We start from the raw sequence: 25572 nt of genomic DNA on the forward strand, positions 1-25572 counted from the left end.
TGCATCGTCTGGCGGCATCGGGGTTTGCAGCGGTGTGGTTCGTCGGACGCTGCAGAGGGTTATAAGGACCAGGCACCGGGCGTTGCTGCTCGTCCAACAGGTAGACCCGGGCATTGGTAATGGGTTTGCCGATCGGCAGGACCTGGCCCGGTTCGATCCGACCCGAGGTCGCCACCACCGTGGCTTCGGTCGGGCCGTAGTTATTGATCACTGCAAACCCCGGGTCCCTGGAGAAATGCCGCAGGCGGTCGCCACCGATCAACAGGGTGCGCAGGGTCGGGTGCCCCAGGTTCTGGCTGAAGGCGTACTCGGCCACCGGGGTCGGCAGAAAGCTCACGTCCAGGGGCTGGGCGCGCCACCACGTCAGCAGCTCGTCCAGGTCTTCGTTGCCGTCCCGGGCGGGCGGCAGATGCAGGGTCGCGCCGGCACACAGCGCCGGCCAGATTTCCCAGGCCATGGCGTCAAAACCAAAGCCGGCCAGGCTCGACGTATGCCGCCCAGGGCCCAGGTCGAAGGCCTGGTTGTGCCAGTCCACCAGGTTGCCCAGGGTCCGATGCTCGACCATCACCCCCTTGGGCAGGCCGGTGGAACCGGAGGTGTAGATCACATAGGCCAGGTGCTGCGCGGTCAAATTCGCCAGTGACGGATCGGCGAACGCCACCCCTGCCGCGGCGCCGTCCTCAAGCTCGATCAGCGGCACGGACAGGGCCGGCAAGCGCTGCCGCAGCCCGGCCTGGGTCAGCACCGCCACCGGGGTGCAGTCATCGAGCAGGTAGCTCAGGCGTTCCAGGGGCTGGGCCGGGTCGATCGGCACATAACAGGCTCCGGCCTTGAGCACCGCCAGCAGGCCGGCCAGGGTGTCGAGGCCGCGCCGGGCGATCACCGCCACCCGGTCATCGGGCTGCACACCCAGGTCCAGCAGGCGCCGGGCCAGGGTATTGGCCCGGCGATTGAGTTCGCCATAGGTCAGTGGCTGCCCCTGGTACAGCGCCGCCACGGCATCCGCCTGCTCGGCAGCGCGGGCCGCGACCCGCTGGCCGATGCACAGCCCTTGCGGGTAGTCGACCCGGCTGCCATTCAAGCCTTGCAGCAGGTGCTCGCGCTCGGCGCCAGGCAGGACCGACAACAGGTTCAGTGCCCCCTGCGGCGCCTGCTCCAGGGCCTGCGCGAGGTTTTCCAAGGCCGTGCGCAAGTAGTCGCAAACCCGCTGCGGATCGACCTCGCGGCTGGCCAGCAAGGTCAGGGCAAACCCCTGGCCCAGGTCATCGACGCTCATGGTCAGGGGGTAGTTGGTGCGTTCCTCGGAGTCGAGGCTGGAGATGCCCTGCCACGCCGCGACCAGATTGGCACTGGGCGGCGCGCTGTGGCGGTAGTTGAGCAGGCTGCTGAACAGCGGCGCCGGGGCCGCGACCGCGCTACAACGCTGGGCCAGGGCCAGTGGCGCATGTTCATGCCGGAGCAAGGTGGTGAGCCGTCCGTGGGCCGCCTTGACGGCGTCCTGCACGGCGCTGGCGTCCAGGTCGAAGCGGAACGGCAAGGTATTGATAAACATGCCCAGGGCCCGGTCGTTGTCGCCACCGCCCTGCATGCGCCCCATCAGCACCGTACCGAACACCACCTTGCGCTTGCCCGACAGCGCCCCCAGCACCTGGGCCCAGGCGGTGTGGAACAGGCTCGCGGTGCTCACCCCGAGCAACCGCGCCTGGGTTCGCAGGCGCTGGCACAGGGCCGGTTCCAGGGGCAGGCTGAATTCGTCGATGGCACTGCCATCGCCCTGTACATCGTGCAGGCCGAACGGCAGGGTCGGCTCGTCGATATCGCCGAGCATCTGGCGGAAGAATGCCTCGTGCTCCTCCTCGCTCATGCCCAGCCGGGCCTGGGCCACGTAGTTGCGAAACGGCACCGCCGGGCCCAGCACATGGCCCTGGCCCAGGAGCAAGGCACACATCTCCTGGCGCACCACGTCGAGGGCGCTGTGGTCCAGGGCCATATGGTGAAACAGCAGCACGGCGACGATCCGCCGGTTGGCCGGGTCTTCGGCATAGGCCAGGCGGATCAGTGGCGCCTGGGTCACGTCCAGGCGGTAGTGACGGGCGTCGAAGCGCTGGTGCAACTGCTGGAGAATATCGCCGTCGGCTGCCGCCAGCGGCACGGCCTGCAACGCCAGCGTGGCCTGGCGCCAGACCACTTGCAGCGGCGTTTCCAGGCCTTCCCAGAGCACCGCCGTGCGCAGGATGTCATGGCGTTCGATCACCCCCTGCAAGGCCTGGGCAAAGTCCTGCAAGCGTTGCAGGTGGTCAAAGGCGAAATGCGCCTGCATCACATAGGGGTCGCCCTGCCCGGCACTGGCATGGTGGTAGAGAATGCCCTCCTGCAAGGGCGCCAGGGGATAGATGTCCTGCACGTTGGCCGCACCGCCCGGGACACTGGCGAGCACCCGCTCCAGGGTCGCCGGGTCCAGCTGCACCAGGGTCAGCATGTCCGGCGTGATATGGCGGCAGCCGGGCAGAATGCCGTTCGGCGGCACCTCGACCTGGCCGGACCTGGGCGCCGAGTACTGCCCCGAGCGGATCATCTCGATCAGCAGCGGCTTGTACTCGCGCAACTGGGCGATCACCGCAGGTTCGGTCAGCGCCTGGCGATTGCCCTGGACAATCAGTTGCTCATCGCGAACCGCGAGCTGGATGTCTTTTGCCTTCAGTGTTGCCAACAGTTCGATCACGCTCACAGGACGATCTCCATTCTTTCGGTAATTGCCGCGTACCCGGCCAGGGTCGGATGTTCGAACAAGGCCCTGACATCGGCTTCCATGCCTTCCTGATGCAGCCGGCCGATCAGGCTCACGGCCAATAGCGAGTGCCCGCCCAACTCGAAGAAGTTGTCGTGGCGCCCCACCCGTTCCACGTTGAGCAATTGCGCCCAGAGCCTGGCGAGGAGGATTTCGGTGTCGCCCTGGGGGGCCTCGTACTCACGGACGATGGCCGCCTCCAGCCCCGGGGCCGGCAGCGCCTTACGGTCTAGCTTGCCGTTGGGGCTCAGGGGCAAGGCCTGTAGATGCACATACAGCGCCGGTACCATGTACTCCGGCAGGTGCTGCAACAGCTCCCCGCGCAGGGCCTCGACCTCCAGCCGCGAGCCCGCCTCATGGGTGCTGTAATAGGCCACCAGACGCTTGTCCCCCGGCACGTCTTCCCGGGCCAGGACCACGGCCTCCCTGACCTCGGGCAACTGGGTCAGGCGGGCCTGGATCTCCCCGAGTTCGATGCGCAGGCCCCGCAACTTGACCTGATCATCGTTGCGCCCCAGGTACTCGATATTGCCGTCGGCGCGGTAGCGGGCCACATCGCCGGTGCGGTACATCCGGGCGTTGTCCAGGGGGCTGAACGGGTCCACCAGGAACCGTTCGGCGTTCAACTGCCCACGGTTCAGATAACCCCGGGCCACCTGCACCCCGCCGATATACAGCTCGCCCACCACGCCCTGGGGCACCGGCTGCATCTGCTCGTCGAGCAGGTACAGGCGGGTGTTGGCGATCGGCTTGCCGATCGGCGTGTTGTCCGGGGTCTGCTCCAGGGGACCGGCGCAGTTCCAGGCCGTCACATCCACGGCGGCTTCGGTCGGCCCGTAGAGGTTGTGCAACTCGCTGCCCGGCAACTGCTGCTTGAAGCGCCGCACCAGACTCCCCGGCAGCGCCTCGCCGCTGCACAGCACCCGGACCAGGGCGCGGCACGACTGCGCCGCGCCGTGGGCCAGGAACAGGTCGAGCATCGACGGCACAAAATGCACGGTGCTGATGCCCTCGGCCTGGATCACCTGACACAGGTAGGCCGGATCCTTGTGCCCCTCAGGGCGTGCCATCACCAGGCGCGCGCCGGTCAACAGCGGCCAGAAGAACTCCCAGACCGAGACGTCGAAGCTGAACGGAGTCTTCTGCAACACCGCGTCCGCCGCCGTCAGGCCATAGGCCTGCTGCATCCACAGCAGGCGATTGACCACCGCCCCGTGCTCGTTCATCACCCCCTTGGGTTGCCCGGTGGAGCCCGAGGTGTAGATCACGTAGGCCAGGTGCCCGGCGTGCAGCTCAGGCAGCTGCGGGTTGTCCAGGGCCTCGGCCGGCCACAGCGGCTGGTCCAGGACCAGCAACGGAGCGAGCCCCGCCGTCACCAGCGGCTGCGTCGCCGCTTGCACCAGCACCACCACCGGCGCGCTGTCTTCGAGCATGTAGGCGATACGTTCTGCCGGATAGCTCGGGTCGATCGGCACATAGGCGCCGCCGGCCTTGAGAATCGCCAGCAGGCCGATGACCATTTCCAGCCCGCGCTCGACGCAGATCGCCACCCGGGTGTCCGGGCCCACGCCCTGGCGCCGCAGGTGATGGGCCAGCTGATTGGCCCGCAGGTTGAGCTGGCGATAGCTCAACTGTTGCCCGCCGGCCAGCAGCGCCGGGGCCTGCGGGCTGCGCTCGACCTGGGCCTCGAACAGCCCGTGCAGGGTCTGGTTCAGGGGATAGGCGACCTCGGTGGCGTTGAGCTCCAGCAGCAGGTGCTGACGCTCGGCGCCGGTGAGGATCGGCAAGCGGTTCAGGGCCATGTCCGGCGCCCGTTCCAGGGCATCGGCCAGGGATTCGAGGGCCGTCTGCATATAACCGCAGATGCGTTGCGCGCCGATCCGCGCCGGGGTCATGGCGGTCAGGCTGAAGCCTTCGCCGCGATCATCCACGTTCAGGCTCAGGGGGTAGTTGGTGCGCTCCTCGCCGGCCAGGGTCTCGATCCCGTGGGCCGATGCCGGTGGCGCCGTGGGCGCACTGCTGTCCTGGCTATGGCGGTAGTTGAGCATGGCGCTGAACAGCGGCAACGGCGCCGCCACCCCGCTGCACCGCTGGGCCAGGGCCAGGGACGCGTGTTCATGGCCAAGCAAGGCACTGAGCCGGCGATGGGTGGCGCGAACCCCGTCACGCACCCCGGTAGCGTCGATCTCGACCCGCAGCGGCAGGGTATTGATAAACATGCCCAGGGCCCGGTCCGCACCCTCGCCGCCCTGCATCCGTCCCAGCAGCACCGTGCCGAAGACCACCGCCTGCTTGCCGGACGTGGCGCCCAGCACCCGGGCCCAGGCCAGGTGGAACAGGCTCGCGGCACTGACCCCGAGCAACCGCGCCTGATGCCGCAGACGGGCGCTGAGGGCACTGGGCAGGGCCTGGCTGCGCTCTTCGATACCGCCGCCGTCGCCCTGCACGTCCTGCAGGTCGAACGGCAGGGTTGGCTCGTCGACGTCCCCCAGCATGTCGCGGAAGAACGCCTCGTGTTCCTGCTCGCTGACACCCAGGCGCGCCTGGGCCACATAGTTGCGATACGGCACCGGCGTCCCCAGGTTCTGGCCCTGGCCCTGCAGGAAGGCCCGCAGCTCATGGCCGACCACGTCCATGGCGGTGTGGTCCAGGGCCAGGTGATGGAACAGCACCACCGCGACGATTCGTCCCTGGACCGGGTCCTGGGCCATATGCACCCGCATCAGCGGTGCCCGGGTGATGTCCATACGGTGATGGCGCGCATCGCAAAGCCCGTGCAACTGGCCAAGAATATCCCCGGCGGCCGGGTCCAGCCGTTCCTCGTGCACCACCAGCTCGGCATTGCGCAGCACCACTTGCAGCGGTTGCTGCAAGCCTTCCCAGAACACCCCGGTGCGCAAGATATCGTGCCGCGCGATCACCTGTTGCAGGGCCTGGGTAAAGGCCGTGAACAGCGCCCGGTCGGCAAACGCCATATGGGATTGCAACAGGTACGGATCGCCCTGCCGGGCAGTGATGTGGTGGTAGAGAATGCCTTCTTGCAACGGCGCCAGGGGGTAGATGTCCTGCACATTCGCGGCGCCGCCCGGGACCCGCTCCAGCAAGCCATCAAGGGTGGCCTGGTCGAGTTCGACCAGGGGCAGCATGTCCGGGGTGATGCGCGGGCAAGCGCCCGGGATCAGGTTGTCCGGCACTTGCACCTCGCGCCCGCTGCCCACCGCAGCCGCCAGGGCGGCCAGGGTCGGCTGGCTGAACAGCACTCGCACATCGGCGCCGAGGCCGGCCTGGCGCATGCGCTCGATCAGGCTCACCGCCAGCAGCGAATGCCCGCCCAGCTCGAAGAAGTGGTCATGACGCCCCACTTGCTCGACCTTGAGCACCTCCTGCCAGATCTGCGCCAGGGCCATTTCCACGGCGCCCTGGGGAGCCTGGTACTCACGGCTCAGCAGATGCTGCGCAGCCGGCTCCGGCAATGCCTTGCGGTCCAGTTTGCCGTTGGCCGTCAGCGGCAGGGCCGGCAACTGCACATAGGCCAGCGGCACCATATGCCCGGGCAGGCTGGCTTGCAGCCCGCTCCGCAGCGCTTCGATATCCAGGCCCTCGGCGGCGGTGAAATACGCCACCAGTCGGCTCTGCCCCGACTCATCCTGGCGCGCCAGCACCACCGCTTCGTTGAGGCCAGGGTGACGCGCCAGGGCGCTTTCGATTTCCCCCAGCTCGATGCGCATGCCGCGGATTTTCACCTGGTCATCGTTGCGTCCCAGGTAGTCGAGGGTGCCGTCGGCCTGCCAGCGCGCCAGGTCGCCGGTGCGGTACATGCGCGCCTGGGGCTCGCGGCTGAAGGGGTCGGCGAGGAAGCGTTCGGCGGTCATTTGCGGACGGTTCAGGTAGCCCCGGGCGACCCCGGCGCCGCCGACATACAGCTCGCCGGCCACGCCCACCGGCACCGGCCGCTGCTGGCGGTCCAGCAGGTAGACCCGGGCGTTGGCCATGGGCGTGCCGATATGCAACGCCTGCCCGACCTGCACCGCGCCCGAGGTGGCGACCACCGTGGCTTCGGTGGGGCCGTAGTTGTTGATCACCGCAAAGCTCTGGGCCCGGGGGAATTGGCGCAGGCGGTCGCCGCCGATCAGCAGGGTCTTCAGGGTCGGATGGTGCAGGTGTTGGCTGAAGGCGTATTCGGCCACCGGCGTCGGCAGAAAGCTCACCGTCAGCGGCTGCGCCTGCCACCAGGCCAGCAACTGCTCGATGTTTTCATTGCCGACGTCCGGCGGCGGCAGGTGCAGGGTCGCGCCGACGCACAGGGCCGGCCAGACTTCCCAGGCCATGGCATCGAAACCGAAGCCGGCGACGCTGGACACCTGGCTGCCCGAGTGCTGGTCAAAGGCCTGGTTATGCCAGTGCACGAGGTTTTCCAGGGTCCGGTGCTCCACCATCACGCCCTTGGGCAAACCGGTGGAACCCGAGGTGTAGATGACATAGGCCAGGTGCGCCGGGGTCAGTTGTGCCAGCTGCGGATTGGCCAGCGCCGGGTTGTGCCAGGCCGACTGGTCCAGATCGATCAGCGGCAGCTCCAGGGTCGGCAATTGCCCAAGCAGTGCGCCCTGAGTCAATAACGCCAGGGGCGCGCTGTCTTCCAGCAGGTAGCGCAGGCGCTCCCTCGGCAGCGCCGGGTCCAGGGGCACATAAGCGGCGCCGGCCTTGAGAATCCCCAGCATCCCCACCAGCATCGCCGGGCCGCGCCGCACGGAGATCGCCACCCGATCGTCCGGCTGCACCCCCAGCTCCAGCAGATGCCGGGCCAGTTGATTGGCCTGTTGGTTCAATTGGCGATAGCTCAATTGCTGCGGGCCCTGGATCATGGCCAGCGCATCGGGAGTCTCGGCAACCCGGGCTTCGAACAGGCCATGAAGGGTCTGCCCGCGCGGGTAATGCCGGCGATTGGCGTTGAAGGTTTCCAGCAACTGCTGGCGCTCGGCCTCGGGCAGAATCGGCAGGCGGTTCAGCGCCAGCCCCGGGTTTTGCTCCAGGGCCTGGGCCAGGTGCTCCAATGCCGTGTGCATATAGCCGCAGATGCGCTGTGGCCCCAGGTGCGCCACCGCCAGCACGCTCAAGGCAAAGCCCTGGCCCAGGTCATCGACACTCAGGCTCAGGGGGTAGTTGCTGCGCTCTTCGCCCCCCAGCAGCTCGATGCCGGCCCAGGGCGCCTGCTCGTCATGCAGCCCGTCGTGGGCGCTGTGGCGGTAGTTGAGCAAGGCACTGAACAGCGGCGCACTCACCGCCACCCGGCTGCAACGCTGGGCCAGGGCCAGGGACGCGTGCTCGTGACCGAGCAGTGCGCTCAAGCGCCGGTGCACGGCGCGCACGCCGTCACGGACGCCGGTTTCGCCCAATGTCACCCGCAGCGGCAAGGTATTGATAAACACCCCCAGGGCGCGGTCAGCGCCCTCGCCGCCCTGCATGCGGCCCATCAGCACGGTGCCGAACACCACGTCCTCGCGGTCGCAAAGCCGGCCCAGGACCTGGGCCCAGGCCAGGTGCATCAGGCTGGCGGCGCTCACCCCCAGCGTGCGCGCCTGCTCCCGCAGACGCTGGCTCAGCGCCGCCGGCAATGGCCAGTGCGCCTCGTCGATATCCAGGCCATCGCCCTGCACATCCTGCAAGCCAAATGGCAGGGTCGGCTCTTCGACGTCCCCCAGCATGTCGCGGAAAAACGCCTCATGTTCGTGCTCCCCAGCCCCCAGCAGGGCCTGGGCCACATAGTTGCGGTACGGCATGGGCGTGCCCAGCTCGCCGGGCTGCTTGAGCAGCAGCGCGCGCATTTCCGCGCCCACCACTTCCATCGCCGTATGGTCCAGGGCCAGGTGGTGGAACAGCAGCAGGCTGACCACCCGTCCATGCTGCGGGTCCTCGGCATGAATCAGGCGCATCAGCGGCGCCTGGGCCAGGTCCAGCCGGTGGTGCCGGGCATCGAAGCGCGCCTGCAATTGCTCGACGATATCCCCCGCCGCCGGGTCCAGCTGCTGCGCCTGCACATGCAGCTCGGCATGGCGCCAGACCACCTGAACGGGGTGCTCCAGGCCTTCCCAGAGCACGCTGGTGCGCAGGATGTCGTGGCGCGCGATCACCTGCTGCAAGGCCTCGGCAAAAGCCTGCAAGCGCTCCAGGCTGTCGAAGCTCAGGCGCGATTGCAGCAGGTAGGGGTCACCCTGCCCGGCGCTGATGTGGTGGTAGAGAATCCCTTCCTGCAAGGGCGCCAGGGGGTAGATGTCCTGCACATTGGCCGCACCGCCGGGCACGCTGGCGACAATCAGGTCGATGGCCTCCTGGCTCAGTTCCAGCAGCGGCAGCAGGTCCGGGGTGATGCGCTGGCAACCGAGGGCAATGCGGTTGGCCGGGACTTCGATCTCGCGCCCACTGCCCACCGCAGCCGCCAGGGCGGCCAGGGTCGGCTGGTTGAACAGCACCCGCACATCGGCGCTGAGGCCGACCTGGCGCATGCGTTCGATCAGGCTCACCGCCAGCAGCGAATGCCCGCCCAGCTCGAAGAAGTGATCATGGCGCCCCACCTGCTCGACCTTGAGCACCTCGGCCCAGATCCGCGCCAGGGTGATTTCGACCTCACCCAGTGGTGCTTCATAGGCCCGGCTCAGCAGCGCCGAAGCGTCCGGTGCCGGCAGGGCCTTGCGGTCGAGCTTGCCGTTGGCGGTCAGCGGCAACCGTTCCAGCTGGACATAGGCCGCCGGCAGCATGTAGTCCGGCAACTGGCCTTGCAGGGCACCGTGCAAGGCCTCGATATCCAGGGCCTCGCCGGCCACCTGCGGCGTGCAGTACGCCACCAGGCGCTTGTCGCCCGGGGCGTCTTCGCGCACCAGCAACGCCGCCTCCCGGACCCCGGCACAGGCCGCGATCCGGGTTTCGATTTCTCCCAGTTCAATGCGAAAGCCCCGCAGCTTGACCTGCTGGTCGTTGCGTCCCTGGTACAGCAGCACGCCGTCGGCGCGCCAGCAGGCCAGGTCGCCGGTGCGGTACATCAAGCCTTGAGGGGCATCGGCAAAGGGGTCGGCGATAAACATCTGCGCTGTCAGTTGCGGCTGGTTGAGGTAACCCAGGGCCACCCCCGCTCCACCGATATACAGCTCGCCGACCACGCCCACCGCCACCGGCTGCTGCCGGGCATCCAGCACATAGGCGCGGCTGTTGCCGATCGGCCGGCCAATGGGAATGCCACCGGCGGCGACGGCCTTGATCTCGAAGGTGGTGGAGAAAGTCGTGGCCTCGGTCGGACCGTAGCCATTGAGCAGGTGCCGGGGCGCGCCGTGTTCCAGCACCCGGGCAATCACGCTCGGGTCCAGCACATCGCCACCGACCATCAGGTAGCGCAGTTGGCGGAACGCGCCGAGCAAGCCATCGGCATGCTGCTGGAACAGGCCGGAGGTCATCCACAACACGCTGACTTTCTGCTGTTGCAGCAGCGCTCCCAGGGCCTGGCTGGACAGCACCACGTCCTGGTCGACCACCACCACTCGCCCGCCATTGAGCAAGGGCGCCCAGACTTCCAGGGTGCTGGCGTCAAAGGCCGGGTTCGAGGCAAAGGCCACTCGGTCCTGCGGGGTGAAGTCGGCATAGCCGTTGTTCAGCACCAGGCGGCTGACCGCGCGGTGCGGCACCAGCACGCCCTTGGGAGTGCCGGTGGAACCCGAGGTGTACATGAGGTACACCGCGCTTTCGGACGACTGCGCCAGGTCCGGGTTGTGGCTTGGCAGGTGTTCGAGGTCGAGGCGGTCCAGTTCGATACGCTGCGTCGGACACGCCAGGGCTTCAGTGCTCTGGGTCAGCAACAGCCGCGCCGCGCTGTCCGCCAGGATAAACAGCTGGCGCTCGGCTGGGGCGTTGATGTCCAGCGGCACATAGACCGCCGCGCATTTGCTGATGGCCAACTGGCTGACCAGCAACCCCACCGAACGCGGCAATAGCATCGCCACGCGGTCCCCCGCCTGCACGCCCATCTGCAACAACCCATGGGCCAGGCGGTTGGCCCGCCGGTTCAGTTCGGCATAACTGAGCACCTGCTCGCCGTGCACCGCGGCGACCGCTTGCGGGCTGGCCTGCACCTGGGCCTCGAACAGCCCGTGCACGGTCTGCTGCGCCGGGAAGGCCCGGGCCGTGGCATTGAAGCCGTGCAGCACCCGCTCGCGCTCGGCGGGGGCGACAATCGACAACTGCTGCAACGGCGTGGCCGGGGCCTGCTCCAGGGCGTGCACCAGGTTGTGCAAGGCACAGCGCATGTACTCGCCGATCCGTGCACCTTCCACCTCGGCCAGGGCCTGGACCGTCAGTTCGAACAGTTCGCCGAGGTCATCGACGTTAAGCACCAGCGGGTAGTTGCTGCGCTCACGGGCGTTGAGCACCTCGATCCCGTCCCACACCGAAGGGCCGTTGCCGGCCTCCGCGCCCGGCGCACTGTGGCGATAGTTGAGCAAGGTGCTGAACAGCGGCGTGGACGCTGGCACCCCGCTGCAACGCTGGGCCAGGGACAGGGGCGCGTGCTCGTGGCCAAGCAATTGCGCCAGCCGTTCATGGGTCGCGCGCACGCCGTCGAGCACCGTCAGCGCACCGACGCTGACCCGCAGCGGCAAGGTATTGATAAACATGCCCAGGGCCCGGTCGGCACCCTCGCCGCCCTGCATCCGCCCCAGGAGCACGGTGCCGAACACCACCTCGTCCTGACCGGAAACCTGACCCAGCACCTGGGCCCAGGCCAGGTGCACCAGGCTGGCGGCGCTCACCCCGAGCCGCCTTGCCTGCTCGCGCAGGGCCCGGCACAGGGCCGGCTCCAGGGCCAGGTGCGACTCCTGGACACCACTGCCGTCGCCCTGCACGTCCTGCAGGCCGAACGGCAGGGTCGGCTCATGGATATCGCCGAGCATCTGCTGGAAGAACGCTTCATGGGCGTGCTGGCTGACGCCCAGGCGTGCCTGGGCCACGTAGTTGCGGTACTGCACCGGCGGCGCCAGGTGCCCAGCCTGGCCGCCGAGGCTGGCGCTCATTTCCTGCACCAGGACCGCCAACGAGGTGTGGTCGAGCAAGATATGGTGCAGCAGCAACACGCCCAGCCACCGGTCATGGGCTTCGTCCCGGGCGTAGGCAAAGCGCATCATCGAAGCCTGCCCCAGGTCGAGGCGGTAATGCCGGGGGTCGAAGCGCTGCTGCAACTGGCCCAGCACATCGGCGTCCTGCGGGTCGCTCGCGACCCGCTCCACAGCCAGCGGCGCCTGGCGCCAGACCACCTGCACCGGCTCGTCGAGGCAGTCCCAGACCAGGCTGGTGCGCAGGATGTCATGCCGGGCAATCGCCCCTTGCAGGGCGTCGATAAAGGCCTTGACCTGCGCCAGGCCGCTGAAGCCGAGCTGCAACTGCAGCAGGTACGGATCGCCGGCCTGACTGCTCAGGTGGTGATAGAGGATCCCCGCCTGCAGCGGCGCCAGGGCGTAGATGTCCTGCACGTTGTCGACACCGCCCGGCACCCGCTCCAGTACACGTTCGATGGCCGCCGGGTCGAGGTCGGCCAGGGGCAGCATATCGGGGGTGATCGCGGTGCAGGTGGCGCCGATCAGGTTGGCCGGCACCTGCACCTCGGGCTCCCCGCCCACGGCCGCCGCCAGGGCCGCCAGGGTCGGCTGGCTGAACAGTACCCGGATATCGGCCCGCAACTGCGCCTGGCGCATGCGTTCCATCAACTTGACCGCCAGCAGCGAATGGCCGCCCAGCTCGAAAAAGTTGTCATGCCGCCCGACCCGCTCGACCTTGAGCAGGTCTTGCCACAGGCTGGCAATCCGCTGCTCCACCTCGCCTTGGGGGGCCTGGTAGCCGCGTCGGGCCAGTGCCGCGTCATCGGGCATCGGCAACGCCTTGCGGTCCAGCTTGCCGTTGCCGGTCAGGGGCCAGGCCGGCAGCAGGACAAAGGCACTGGGCAGCATGTATTCGGCCAGGGTGCCCAGCAGTTGCTCACGCAAGTGCGCGGCGCTCGGCCCATGGCCGTCCTCGGCAATCAGGTAGGCCACCAGGCGTCGTTCGCCGGGTTCGTCCTCGCGGGCGATGACCAGGGCCTCGCGCACGCCCTCGCAGGCCGCCAACTGGGCCTGGATTTCCCCCAGCTCGATGCGGAAGCCGCGGATCTTCACCTGGTCATCGTTGCGTCCCAGGTATTCAAGGCTGCCATCGGCCAGCCAGCGGCCCAGGTCACCGGTCTTGTACAGGCGCCCCGCAACCGTGCCGGAGCCTGCGTGGAACGGGTCGGCGATAAAGCGCTCGGCGCTCAAGGCCTCGCGGTTCAGGTACCCGCGGGCCACCCCGGCGCCGCCGACATAGAGCTCGCCGACCACCCCCACCGGCACCGGTTCGCGCTGCGGGTCGAGCAGGTACAGCTGCAGGTCGGGGATCGGTCCACCAATCGGGCTGACACCCGGCACCAGGGCATCGGCGGCTTCCAGGGCGCGATAGGTCACGTGCACCGTGGTCTCGGTGATGCCGTACATGTTCACCAGGCGCGTGCCGGCGTTGCCGACGCGCTCGTACCAGGGCTTGAGCATGCCCGGGTCCAGGGCTTCGCCACCGAAAATCACCTGGCGCAGGGAATGCTTGCGGTCGCTGCGACCCTGGGCCGCGATCAACTGGCGGAACGCGCTCGGGGTCTGGTTGAGGATGCTCACCCCCGCGTCGCACAGCAGTTCATAGCACTCGTCCGGTGAGCGGCTGATCCGTTGCGGCACCACCAGCAACTGCCCGCCGTGCAGCAGCGCGCCGTAGATTTCCCAGACCGAGAAGTCGAAGGCAAAGGAGTGGAACAGCGCCCACACATCACGGCGGTTGAAGCCGAACCAGCCTTGGGTCGCCGCGAACAACCGGGTCACCTGGCGGTGCTCGACCATCACCCCCTTGGGCAGGCCGGTGGAGCCCGAGGTGTAGATCACATACGCCAGGTGCTCGACCTTGAGCCCCGGCAGCTGCGGGTTGTGCTGCGGCTCGTCGCGCAGGGCATGGCTGTCGAGGTCGATCCGGGGCACCGGGCACTCGCCAACCAGAGCCTGGGTCGCGCCCTGCACCAGCAGCGCCACCGGGGCGCTGTCAGCCAGGGTGTAGGCGATGCGTTCTGCGGGGTAGCCCGGATCGATCGGCACATAACCGGCGCCGGCCTTGAGGATCCCCAGCAGGCCGACGATCATCTCCAGCCCGCGCTCGACGCAGATCGCCACCCGATCATCCGGCTGTACGCCCAGGCCCAACAGGCGATGGGCCACCTGATTGGCCCGGGCGTTGAGCTGGCGATAACTCAGTTGCAGCGCGTCGACGCGCACTGCCACCGCGTCCGGCGTACGCAGCACCTGGGCCTCGAACAGGCCATGCAGGGTCTGCTCGACGGCATAGTGCTCGCGGCTGCCATGGCCGGCGCCCAGCAGTTGCCGGCGCTCGGCGGCCGGCAGGATCGACAGCTGCTCTACGGCGCTGTGCGGTGCCTGCTCCAGGGCCTGGACCAGGCTTTCCAGGGCGGTGCGCATATAACCGCACACGCGCTCGGCGCCGATTCGCGCCGGAGTCATCACGTTCAGGCGGAAGTCTTGCCCCAGGTCATCGATGTTCAGGCTCAGCGGGTAGTTGCTGCGCTCTTCGCTGGCCAGGGTGTGGATGCCCTGCCACGGCGCCTGGGCAACCGACTGCGCTTGGGCACTGTGGCGGTAGTTGAGCATGGCGCTGAACAGCGGCAGCGGCGCCGCCACCTGGCTGCAGCGCTGGGCCAGGGCCAGGGACGCATGCTCGTGGCCGAGCAGTGCGCTGAGCCGGGCATGGGTCGCCCGCACCCCGTCGCGCACCGAGGTGGCGTCGATATCCACCCGCAGCGGCAAGGTATTGATAAACATCCCCAGGGCCCGATCGGCGCCCTCGCCGCCCTGCATGCGGCCCATCAGTACGGTGCCGAACACCGGGTGCCGCTGACCGCTGGTCACGCTCAACACCCGGGCCCAGGCCAGGAGGAACAGGCTCGCGGCACTCACCCCGAGCCCCCGCGCCTGGCTGCGGATACGCCCGCTGAGGTCGGCCTCCAGCCGCTGGCTGACTTCCTCGATATCACGCCCGTCGCCCTGCACATCCTGCAGGCCGAATGGCAGGGTCGGCTCGTCGACGTCCCCCAGCATGTCGCGGAAAAACGCCTCGTGTTCCTGCTCGCTGGCCCCCAGCCGTGCCTGGGCCACGTAATTGCGATAAGGCACCGCCGCGCCCAGGGTCGCGCCTTGCCCGGCGAGAAATGCGCTCAGTTCATGGCCCACCACTTCCAGCGCGGTGTGGTCCATGGCCAGGTGGTGGAACAACAGCGTGGCAACCACCCTCCGCTGTAGCGGGTCCTTGGCGAACAGCAGCTGGATCAGCGGCGCGCGCGTCATGTCCAGGCGGTAGTGCCGGGCATCGAAGCGCTGCTGCAACTGGCCCAGTACATCGCCATCCGCCGCGTCCAGCACCACTTCCTGCGGGTGCAGCTCGGCGTGGCGCCAGACCACCTGCAGTGGTTGTTCCAGGCCTTGCCAGAGCACACTGGTGCGCAGGATATCGTGACGTTCGATGACGTGTTGCAGGGCCCGGGCGAACAGTTGCAGGCGCTCGACGCTGTCGAAGGCCATCTGCGACTGCAACAGGTACGGATCGCCCTGCTCGGCCATCAGGTGGTGATACAGGATGCCTTCCTGCAAGGGCGCCAGGGGATAGATGTCCCGCACATTGGCCGCACCGCCGGGGACGCTCGCGACGATCAGGTCGATGGCGTCCTGGTCCAGCTCCAGCAGCGGCAGCAGGTCCGGGGTGATGCGCTGGCAGCCAAGGGCAATGCGGTTGGCCGGAACCTCGACCTCGCGCCCGCTGCCCACCGCAGCCGCCAGGGCGGCCAGGGTCGGCTGGCTGAACAGAATGCGCACATCGGCGCTGAGGCCGACCTGGCGCATGCGCTCGATCAGGCTCACCGCCAGCAGTGAATGCCCGCCCAGTTCGAAGAAGTGATCGTGGCGTCCCACCTGCTCGACCTTGAGCACTTCAGCCCAGATCCGCGCCAGGGTGGTTTCGATCTCGCCCTGGGGCGCTTCATAGGCGCGACTGAGCAGCGCCGACGAATCCGGCACCGGCAGTGCCTGGCGATCCAGCTTGCCGTTGGGCGTCAGCGGCAATGCCGGCAGCGGCACCAGCAGCCCCGGCACCATGTACTCCGGCAACTGCTGCAACAGGTGTTGGCGCAGGGCCTCGACCTCGGGCACGGTGCTCTCGGGGTGGGTGCTGAAGTAGGCCACCAGACGCTTGTCGCCGGGCACGTCTTCGCGCACCAGCGCCACCGCTTGCCTGATCCCCGGGTAGCGCTCCAGGTGCTCCTGGATTTCCCCCAGCTCGATGCGCAAGCCATGCAGCTTGACCTGGAAATCGTTGCGCCCGAGGAACTCCAGGTTGCCGTCGGCGTGGTAGCGCACCAGGTCGCCGGTGCGGTACAGGCGGTCGCCGGCCACGAACGGGCTGTCGATGAATCGCTCGGCCAACAGCCCCGGCAGCCCCAGGTAACCCCGGGCCACGCCGGCGCCGCCGATGTGCAACTGGCCACTGGCGCCGACCGGCACCGGCTGGTCCTCGGCGTCCAGTACGTACAGGCGGGTATTGGCAATCGGCCGGCCAATCGGCAGTTGCAGCGCCGGCACCGTAGCCCCGGGCTCCAGGGTCCAGACCGTGCTGTCCACCGTGGCCTCGGTCGGGCCGTAGACGTTATGCAACCGCGCCCCCGGCAGGCGTGCCTGGAAGCGCCGGGCCAGGGTCGCGCCCAGCTCGCCGCCGCCACAGAACACATCGGTCAGGCTGCTGCACTGGCTGACCTCGTCCAGTTCCAGGAACAGCTGCAACATGGCCGGCACGAACTGGATCACCGAGATCCGTTGCTCGCGAATCAACTGCGCCAGGTAGCGCGGCTCGCGGTGCCCGTCCGGGCGCGCCAGCACCAGGCGCATGCCCGAGGTCAGCGGCCAGAACACCTCCCAGACCGAAGCGTCGAAGCTCAGTGGGGTTTTCTGCAACAGGCTGCCCTGCGCCGCGCCAGGGCACAGCCCGGAGCTCCAGTGCAGCAGGTTGACCAGCCCGCGGTGCTCCACCATCACCCCCTTGGGCGTGCCGGTGGAGCCGGAGGTGTAGATCACATACGCCAGGTGCCGTGCAGTCAGGCCCGGTACCTGGAGGTCGGCACTGTCCGGGGGGCTTGGCGCAGGCGCCTGCCAGGCCGCTTGCTCGAGATCGATCAGCGGCCCCTCAGCCCACTGCACCAAGCCCCGGGTCGCGCCGTGTACCAGCAGCGCCGCGGGCGCACTGTCGTGCAGCATGTAGCCCAGGCGCTCCGGCGGATAGGCCGGGTCCAGCGGCACATAGGCACCGCCGGCCTTGAGGATCGCCAGCAGGCCGACCACCAGCTCCAGGCTGCGCTCGATGCAGATCGCCACCGGCACATCCGGGCCGACCCCGATGTCACGCAGATGCCGGGCCAGTTGATTGGCCCGGGCATTGAGCCCGGCGTAGGTCAGGCATTGCGCGCCCGATTGCAGGGCCAGCGCATCCGGGGTGCGTTGCACCTGGGCTTCGAACAGGCCGTGCACCGTCTGTTCCAGGTTGCATTCAAGCGCGCTGCCGTTGAAGCCGTGCAGCAACTGCGCGTGTTCCGCCGGTGCCAGGATCGGCAGATGCTTGAGGGCCATGGGCGAGCGTTGCTCCAGGGCCTGCAACAGGGATTCCAGGGCGGTCTGCATGTACCCGCAGACCCGTTGCGCGCCGATCTGCTGCACGGTCATGGCGCCCAGTTGCAAGTCGTCGCCCAGGTCATCGACGTTCAGGCTCAAGGGATAGTTACTGCGCCCGTCATGGGCCAGGGTCTGCATGCCTTGCCAGGCCGGGTGTGCGTCGAGCGGCGCTGCCGCGCCGGCACTGTGCCGGTAGTTGAGAATCGCGCTGAACAGCGGCAGCGGCGCGGCCACTGCGCTGCAACGCTGGGCCAAAGCCAGGGACGCGTGCTCGTGACCGAGCAGCGCGCTCAACCGCGCGTGCACCGCGCGCACCCCGGCGCGGGCATCCTGCTCACCGACATCGACCCGCAGCGGCAAGGTATTGATAAAGATCCCCAGCGCCCGGTCGGCCCCCTCACCGCCCTGCATGCGCCCCACCAGCACGGTGCCGAACACCACCTGCTGGTTGCCGCTGGCCACCGCCAGCACCCGGGCCCAGGCCAGGTGCATCAGGCTCGCGACACTGACCCCGAGCAGACGCGCCTGGCGCCTCAAGCCCTGGCTCAGGGTGGCCGGCAGCCGGTGCCGCACCTCTTCCATGGCAAGCCCATCGCCTTGCACATCCTGCAGGCCGAACGGCAGGCTCGGCGCGTCGATATCGCCAAGCATCTCGCGGAAGAACGCTTCATGTTCCTCGTCACTGACGCCCAGGCGCGCCTGGGCCACGTAGTTGCGATAAGGCATCGCCGGCCCCAGCTCCCGGGCCTGGCCCAGAAGGCAGGCCTGCATTTCCTGGCGCACCACGTCGAAGGCGGTGTGGTCGAGAACGATGTGATGGAACATCAGCAGCACCACCACCCGCTGCTGTGCCGGGTCCTGGGCGTAGGCCAGGCGGATCAGCGGCGCACGGCTCAGGTCCAGGCGATGGTGGCGGGCGTCGAATCGCGCGCCGAGCTGTTGCAGCACATCAGCGTCCGCCACCTGCGGCACCACCTCTTCCACCACCAGCCGGGCCTCGCGCAGCACCACCTGCACCGGGGTGTCCAGGCCCTCCCAGAACACCGCGCTGCGCAGAATGTCGTGGCGTTCGATCACCTGCTGCAAGGCACCGGCGAAAGTCTGCAGGCGTTGCAGGCTGTCAAAGGCCAGGCGGGTTTGCAGCAGATAGGGGTCGCCCTGCTGCGCGGTGATGTGGTGGTAGAGGATGCCTTCCTGCAACGGCGCCAGGGGGTAGATGTCCTGCACATTGGCCGCACCTCCCGGCACGGCGGCGACGATCCGCTCGATGGCGGCCTGGTCCAGGTCCAGCAGTGGCAGCAGGTCCGGGGTGATGTGCCGGCAACCGGGCGCAATGCGGTTGACCGGGACCTCGACCTCACGCCCACTGCCCACGGCAGCCGCCAGGGCGGCCAGGGTCGGCTGGCTGAACAGAATGCGTACATCGGCGCCGAGGCCGACCTGGCGCATGCGCTCGATCAGGCTCACCGCCAGCAGCGAATGCCCGCCCAGCTCGAAGAAGTGGTCATGGCGGCCGACCTGTTCGACCTTGAGCACCTCCTTCCAGATCTGCGCCAAGGCCATTTCCACCGTGCCCTCGGGCGCCTCGAAGCCACGGCTGAGCAGCGCATCCGCTCCCGGCTCGGGCAAGGCCTTGCGGTCGAGCTTGCCATTGGCGGTCAACGGCAGCGCATCGAGCCGAACGTAGGCCGCCGGCACCATGGCGTCCGGCAGTCGGCCTTGCAGATGGGCGTGCAGTTGCTCGATATCCAGCTGTTCGGCCTGCTCGGTGAAATAGACCACCAGCCGCGCGTCACGCACCAGCGCCACCGCCTCCTTGACCCCGGCGTGGCTGGCCAGGGCGCTCTCGACTTCGCCCAGTTCGATGCGCACCCCACGCACCTTGACCTGGTCGTCGTTGCGCCCCAGGTAATCAAGGTTGCCGTCCGCGCGCCAGCGCGCCAGGTCACCGCTGCGGTACATGCGGGCCTCGGGTTCAGCGCTGAAAGGGTCGGCCATAAAGCGCTCGGCGCTCATCTGCGGACGGTTCAGGTAACCCCGCGCCACCCCGGCGCCCCCGATATACAGCTCGCCGACCACGCCTTGGGGCACCGGACGCTGCTGTTCATCCAGCAGGTAGACCCGGGCATTGCCCACCGGCTGGCCGATATGCAGCGCCTGGCCGACCTGGACCGCGCCCGAGGTGGCGACCACCGTGGCTTCGGTGGGGCCGTAGTTGTTGATCACGGCGAAGGTCTGGGCCGTGCTGAACTGGCGCAGGCGGTCGCCGCCGATCAGCAGGGTCTTCAGGGTCGGGTGTTGCAGTTGGCGGCTGAAGGCGTACTCGGCCACCGGGGTCGGCAAGAAGCTGACCTCCAGCGGCTGCGCCTGCCACCAGGCCAGCAGCAGTTCGAGGTTGTCATTGCCGACCTCGGCCGGCGGCAGGTGCAGGGTCGCGCCGACGCACAAGGCCGGCCAGACCTCCCAGGCCATGGCGTCGAAGCCGAAACCGGCGACGCTGGAGACCTGGCTGCCCGGGTGTTGGTCGAAGGTCAGGTTGTGCCAGTGCACCAGGTTTTCCAGGGTCCGGTGCTCCACCATCACCCCCTTGGGCAGGCCGGTGGAACCCGAGGTGTAGATCACATAGGCCAGGTGCGCCGGAGTCAGCCCGGCCAGTTGCGGATTGCTGCGGGGCTGGCCGAGCCAGTGCCGCTGGTCGAGGTCGATCAGTGGCAACGCGGTCGCCGCCCAGCGCCCGAGCCATTCGCCCTGGGTCAACAGCGCCACCGGGGCGCTGTCCTGCAGCAGGTAGTGCTGGCGCTCGTCCGGCAGCGCCGGGTCGATCGGCACATAGGCGGCGCCGGCCTTGAGAATCGCCAGCAGGCCCAGGAGCATGTCCGGGCCACGGCGCACACTGATCGCCACCCGATCATCAGGCTGCACTCCCAGCGCCAGCAGTTGGTGGGCCAGTTGATTGGCACTCTGGTTGAGCTGGCCATAGCTCAGGCTGTGCGCGCCCTGGATCACGGCCGGGGCCTCGGGCATGGCGGCCGCGCAGGCTTCGAACAGGCCATGAATGGTCTGCCCGCGCGGGTAGTGCGCAGGGCTCGGGTTGAACTGGTGCAACAGCTGTTGGCGCTCTTCCGCCGGCAGGATCGACAGCTGGTCGAGGGTGACCGCCGCCCCCTGCTCCAGGGCCTGCACCAAGTGTTCCAGGGCGGTGTGCATGTAGCCGCAGATGCGCTGCGGATCAATCGGCGCCTGGCTCAGCACGCTCAGGTCAAAGCTGTCGCCACGGTCGTTGACGCTCAGGGTCAGCGGGTAGTTGCTGCGCTCTTCGCCCCCCAGGACATCGATCCCGTCCCACAGCTGCGGTCCGGCCTGGGGCTGGGTGCCGGCCTGGCTATGGCGGTAGTTGAGCAAGGCACTGAACAGCGGCGCCGCCCCCGTCACCCCGCTGCACCGCTGGGCCAGAGCCAGGGACGCGTGTTCATGCCCCAGCAGCGCGCTGAGCCGGGCGTGGGTGGCCTTGACCGCAGCCCGTGGCGCCACGGCGCCGACTTCGACCCGCAGCGGCAAGGTGTTGATGTACATGCCCAAGGCCCGGTCGGCGCCCTCGCCGCCCTGCATCCGCCCCAGGAGCACGGTGCCGAACACCACATCCCGGCGGTTGCCGAGTTGCCCCAGGACCTGGGCCCAGGCCAGGTGCATCAGGCTCGCCACACTCACCCCCAGGCTTCGCGCCTGTTCCCGCAGGCGTCGGTTCAGGGCCGGCTCCAGGGCGCGCGCGGCCTCCTCGATAGGCTGCCCGTCGCCCTGCACATCCTGCAGGCCAAACGGCAGGGTCGGCTCGTCGATATCGCCGAGCATCTGCCGGAAGAACGCCTCATGCTCGGCCTGGCTCACCCCCAGGCGCGCCTGGGCCACGTAGTTGCGATAAGGCGCAGCGGCCCCAAGGCTGGCACCCTGGCCGCTGATCAGGGCTTGCATCTCCTGGCTCACCACCTCGAGGGCGGTGTGGTCCATGGCCAGGTGATGGAACAGCAGAATCGCCACCACCCGCTGCTGCGCCGCATCCCAGGCGTGCACCAGACGGATCAGCGGTGCACGGGTGATATCCAGGCGGTAATGGCGGGCATCGAAGCGCTGTTGCAACTGCTCCAGCACATCCCCGCTCGCCGGGTCCGGCGTCAGCTCTTGCAGCACCAGCTCGGCATGGCGCCAGACCACTTGCAGCGGGTGTTCCAGGTTTTCCCAGAGCACGCTAGTGCGCAGGATATCGTGGCGCCCAATCACCTGTTGCAAGACCCCGGCGAACACCTGCAAGCGCTCGTGGCTGTCAAACGCCAGACGGGTCTGCAACAGGTAGGGGTCACCCTCCCCGGCAGCCAGGTGGTGATACACAATGCCCTCCTGCAAGGGCGCCAAGGGGTAGATGTCCTGCACATTGGCCGCACCGCCGGGCACGCTGGCGACGATCAGGTCGATGGCCTCCTGGCTCAGTTCCAGCAGCGGCAGCAGGTCCGGGGTGATGCGCTGGCAGCCGAGGGCAATGCGGTTGGCCGGAACCTCGACCTCGCGCCCGCTGCCCACCGCCGTCGCCAGGGCCGCCAGGGTCGGCTGGCTGAACAGGATCCGCACATCGGCGCCCAGGCCGACCTGGCGCATGCGCTCGATCAGGCTCACCGCCAGCAGTGAATGCCCGCCCAGTTCAAAGAAGTTGTCATGCCGCCCGACCTGTTCGACCTTGAGCACCGCTTTCCAGATCTGCGCCAGGGCCGTTTCCACCGGCCCCAGGGGCGCTTCGAAATCGCGGCTGATAAAGGATTCGAGCCCCGGGGCCGGCAAGGCCTTGCGGTCGAGCTTGCCGTTGGCGGTCAGGGGCCAGTCGGCCAGCGCGACATAGGCCACCGGCAGCATGTATTCCGGCAACTGCTCGTGGAGCCAGGCCCGCAGGGCCTCGTTATCCAGGTCGGACGGCGCCAGCTGCGGCCGATAGTAGGCCACCAGGCGCTTATGCCCCGGCTCATCTTCCCGGGCCAGGACCACTGCGCTTTCGACCTCGGGGTGCAGGGCCAGCCGCGCCTCGATTTCGGCCAGTTCGATGCGCATGCCGCGGATTTTCACCTGGTCGTCATTGCGCCCCAGGTAGTCCAGCGTGCCGTCCGCCAGCCAGCGCGCCAGGTCGCCGGTGCGGTACATGCGCGCCCGGGGCTGGTTGCTGAACGGATCGTCGAGGAAACGCTCCGCGGTCATCTGCGGCCGGTGCAGGTAACCCCGGGCCACCCCGGCGCCGCCGATGTACAGCTCGCCGGCAACCCCGACCGGCACCGGGCGCAACTGCTCATCCAGCAGGTAGACCTGAGCATTGGCAATCGGCCGGCCGATATGCAGCGCCTGGCCGACCTGGACCGCGCCCGAGGTGGCGACCACCGTGGCTTCGGTGGGGCCGTAGTTGTTGATCACGGCGAAGGTCTGGCCCTGGTTGAACTGGCGCAGGCGATCGCCGCCGATCAGCAGGGTCTTCAGGGTCGGGTGTTGCAGGTGCTGGCTGAAGGCGTACTCGGCCACCGGGGTCGGCAAAAAGCTCACCTCCAGCGGCTGCGCCTGCCACCAGGCCAGCAGTTGCTGGATATCTTCATTGCCGATCTCCCGGGGCGGCAGGTGCAGGGTCGCCCCCGCGCACAGGCTCGGCCAGACCTCCCAGGCCATGGCGTCAAAGCCGAAACCGGCGACGCTGGAGACCTGGCTGCCCGGGTGCTGGTCAAAGGCCTGGTTGTGCCAGTGCACCAGGTTTTCCAGGGTCTGGTGCTCGACCATCACCCCCTTGGGCAGGCCGGTGGAGCCCGAGGTATAGATCACATAGGCCAGGTGTGCCGAAGTCAGGGCCGGCAGCGGCAGATCGGTGGACGGTCGCTCGCGCCACAGCGGGTGGTCGAGGTCGATCAGCGCCACGTCCAGCGTCGGCAACTGCCCCAGCAGCGCGCCCTGGGTCAGCAGCGCCCGGGGCGCGCTGTCTTCGATCAGGTAGCGCAGGCGCTCCTCCGGCAACCCCGGGTCCAGCGGCACATAACCTGCGCCGGCCTTGAGAATACCCAGCATCCCCACCAGCATCGCCGGGCCGCGCTGCACGCAGAGCGCCACCCGGTCATCAGGTTTCACCCCCATGTCCAGCAGGTGGTGGGCCAGCTGGTTGGCCTGGGCATTCAATGCGCCATAACTCAGGCCCTGCCCGCCCTGGGTCAGCGCCACGGCGTCGGGCTGGCTCGCCACCCGGGCTTCGAACAGGCGGTGCACGGCCTGGCTCTTGGGGAACGACAACTGGTGAGCATTGAACCCGCGCAACAGGCTTTCGCGCTCAGCCTCGGGCACCATCGACAGCTCGCGCAAGGCCAGGCTCGGAGTCTGTTCCAGGGCCTCCACCAAATGCTGCAGGGTGGTGTGCAGGTAGTCGGTGATGCGCTGCACGCCAATCGAACGCTCGACCATCAGGGTCAGGGTGAAACCTTCGCCCAGGTCATCGACGTTGAACGTCAGCGGGTAGTTGCTGCCTTCATCGGAGCCCAGCACCTGCACGCCTTCGGCCAGTTCGATAACCTCGGCCAGGTCGGCAGCGGCGCTGTGGCGGTAGTTGAGAATGGCGTTGAACAGCGGCGTCGAGGCGGTGACCCCACTGCAACGCTGGGCCAGCGCCAGGGACGCGTGCTCATGGTTGAGCATGGTGCTCAGGCGAGCGTGGGTGGCGCGCACCCCGGCGCGCACGTCGAGGTGGCCGAGGTCGACCCGCAGCGGCAGGGTATTGATAAACATCCCCAGGGCCCGATCCGCGCCCTCGCCGGCCTGCATCCTGCCGAGCAGCACGGTGCCGAACACCACTACGTCGCGCCCGCAGAGCTGGCCCAGGACCAGGGCCCAGGCCAGGTGCATCAGGCTCGCCGCACTGACCCCGAGCTGCCGCGCCTGATCCCGCAGGCGCAGGCTCAGGGCGCTGTCCAGCGGCGCCCGCAGGTGGTCGATGACGTGGCTGTCGCCCTGCACGTCCCGCAGGCCGAACGGCAGGGTCGGCTCGTCGATGTCGCCGAGCATGTCGCGGAAGAACGCTTCGTGCACCTGATCGCTCTGGCCCATGCGCGCCTTGGCCAGGTAATTGCGAAACGGCACCGCCACCGGAACCTCCCCGGCACGGCCCTGCATATGGGCCAGAATCTCTTCGCGCACCACGTCCAGTGCGCTGTGATCGAGGATGGTGTGGTGCGACAACAGCAGCGCGACGATCCGCTGCCGGGCCGGGTCTTCGGCAAACACCAGGCGCAACAGGGGCGCCTGTTGCAGGTCCAGGCGGTAGTGGCGGGCATCGTGGCGCGCCTGCAACTGGCTCAGTACCTCACCGGCCAGGGGATCGCAGACGATCTCCTCGCACACCAGGCGCGCCTGGCGCCAGACCACTTGCAACGGCGAGTCCAGACTTTCCCAGGCCATGGCGGTGCGCAGGATGTCGTGGCGGTCGATGGTCCATTGCAACGCCTGGGCAAAGGCCTCGAAACGCGCACGGCAGTCAAAGGCGAAGCGCGTCTGCAGCACGTAGGGGTCGCCCTGCTGCGCCGACAGGTGATGGTAGAGCATGCCTTCCTGCAACGGCGCCAGGGGGTAGATGTCCTGCACGTTGGCCGCACCGCCCGGCACAGTGGCGACGATACGCTCGATGGCGGCCTGGTCCAGGTCCACCAGCGGCAGCATGTCCGGGGTGATGCGAAAGGCCGGGCTCGACCAGTCGCCGGCATGCTCGGCCACCAGCTCCAGCAACTGCGCCTTGTGCCGGACCAGGCTGTCCCACAGCTCATCATCCAGCGCGGCGTCATCACCCAGGATAACCAGATCGCCGTCCTCCATTTGCAGACGGATCGCCAGGGTGGAAAGAACTGCCATCAATTCGCTGAAGTGCATTGGGTAACCTGCTTTGAATTCGGAAACGGTTGTCGAGAAAGTCCATGTTCAGCT

General features: G+C 68.2%; 2 protein-coding genes. Both read right to left on the reverse strand.

Translation table 11 applies throughout. The features are described from left to right. A partial coding sequence (locus tag MF4836_RS17305) for an AMP-binding protein (protein WP_153050240.1) occupies window positions 1-2728 on the reverse strand: 2728 nt, incomplete at its 3' end. Further along, on the reverse strand, window positions 2725-25518 hold the full coding sequence (locus MF4836_RS17310; RefSeq protein ID WP_078471284.1) for a non-ribosomal peptide synthetase: 22794 nt from the start codon (window positions 25516-25518) through the stop codon (window positions 2725-2727). The genes MF4836_RS17310 and MF4836_RS17305, both read right to left, overlap by 4 nt. Window positions 25519-25572: the final 54 nt, after the last annotated feature.

Source organism: Pseudomonas sp. MF4836, from assembly GCF_002018875.1.
Lineage (GTDB): Bacteria > Pseudomonadota > Gammaproteobacteria > Pseudomonadales > Pseudomonadaceae > Aquipseudomonas.

What these genes read in the sequence shown, in the direction of transcription:
- MF4836_RS17310 (WP_078471284.1), bottom strand. Translation starts at nt 25,518, where the DNA reads ATGCACTTCAGCGAATTGATGGCAGTTCTTTCCACCCTGGCGATCCGT.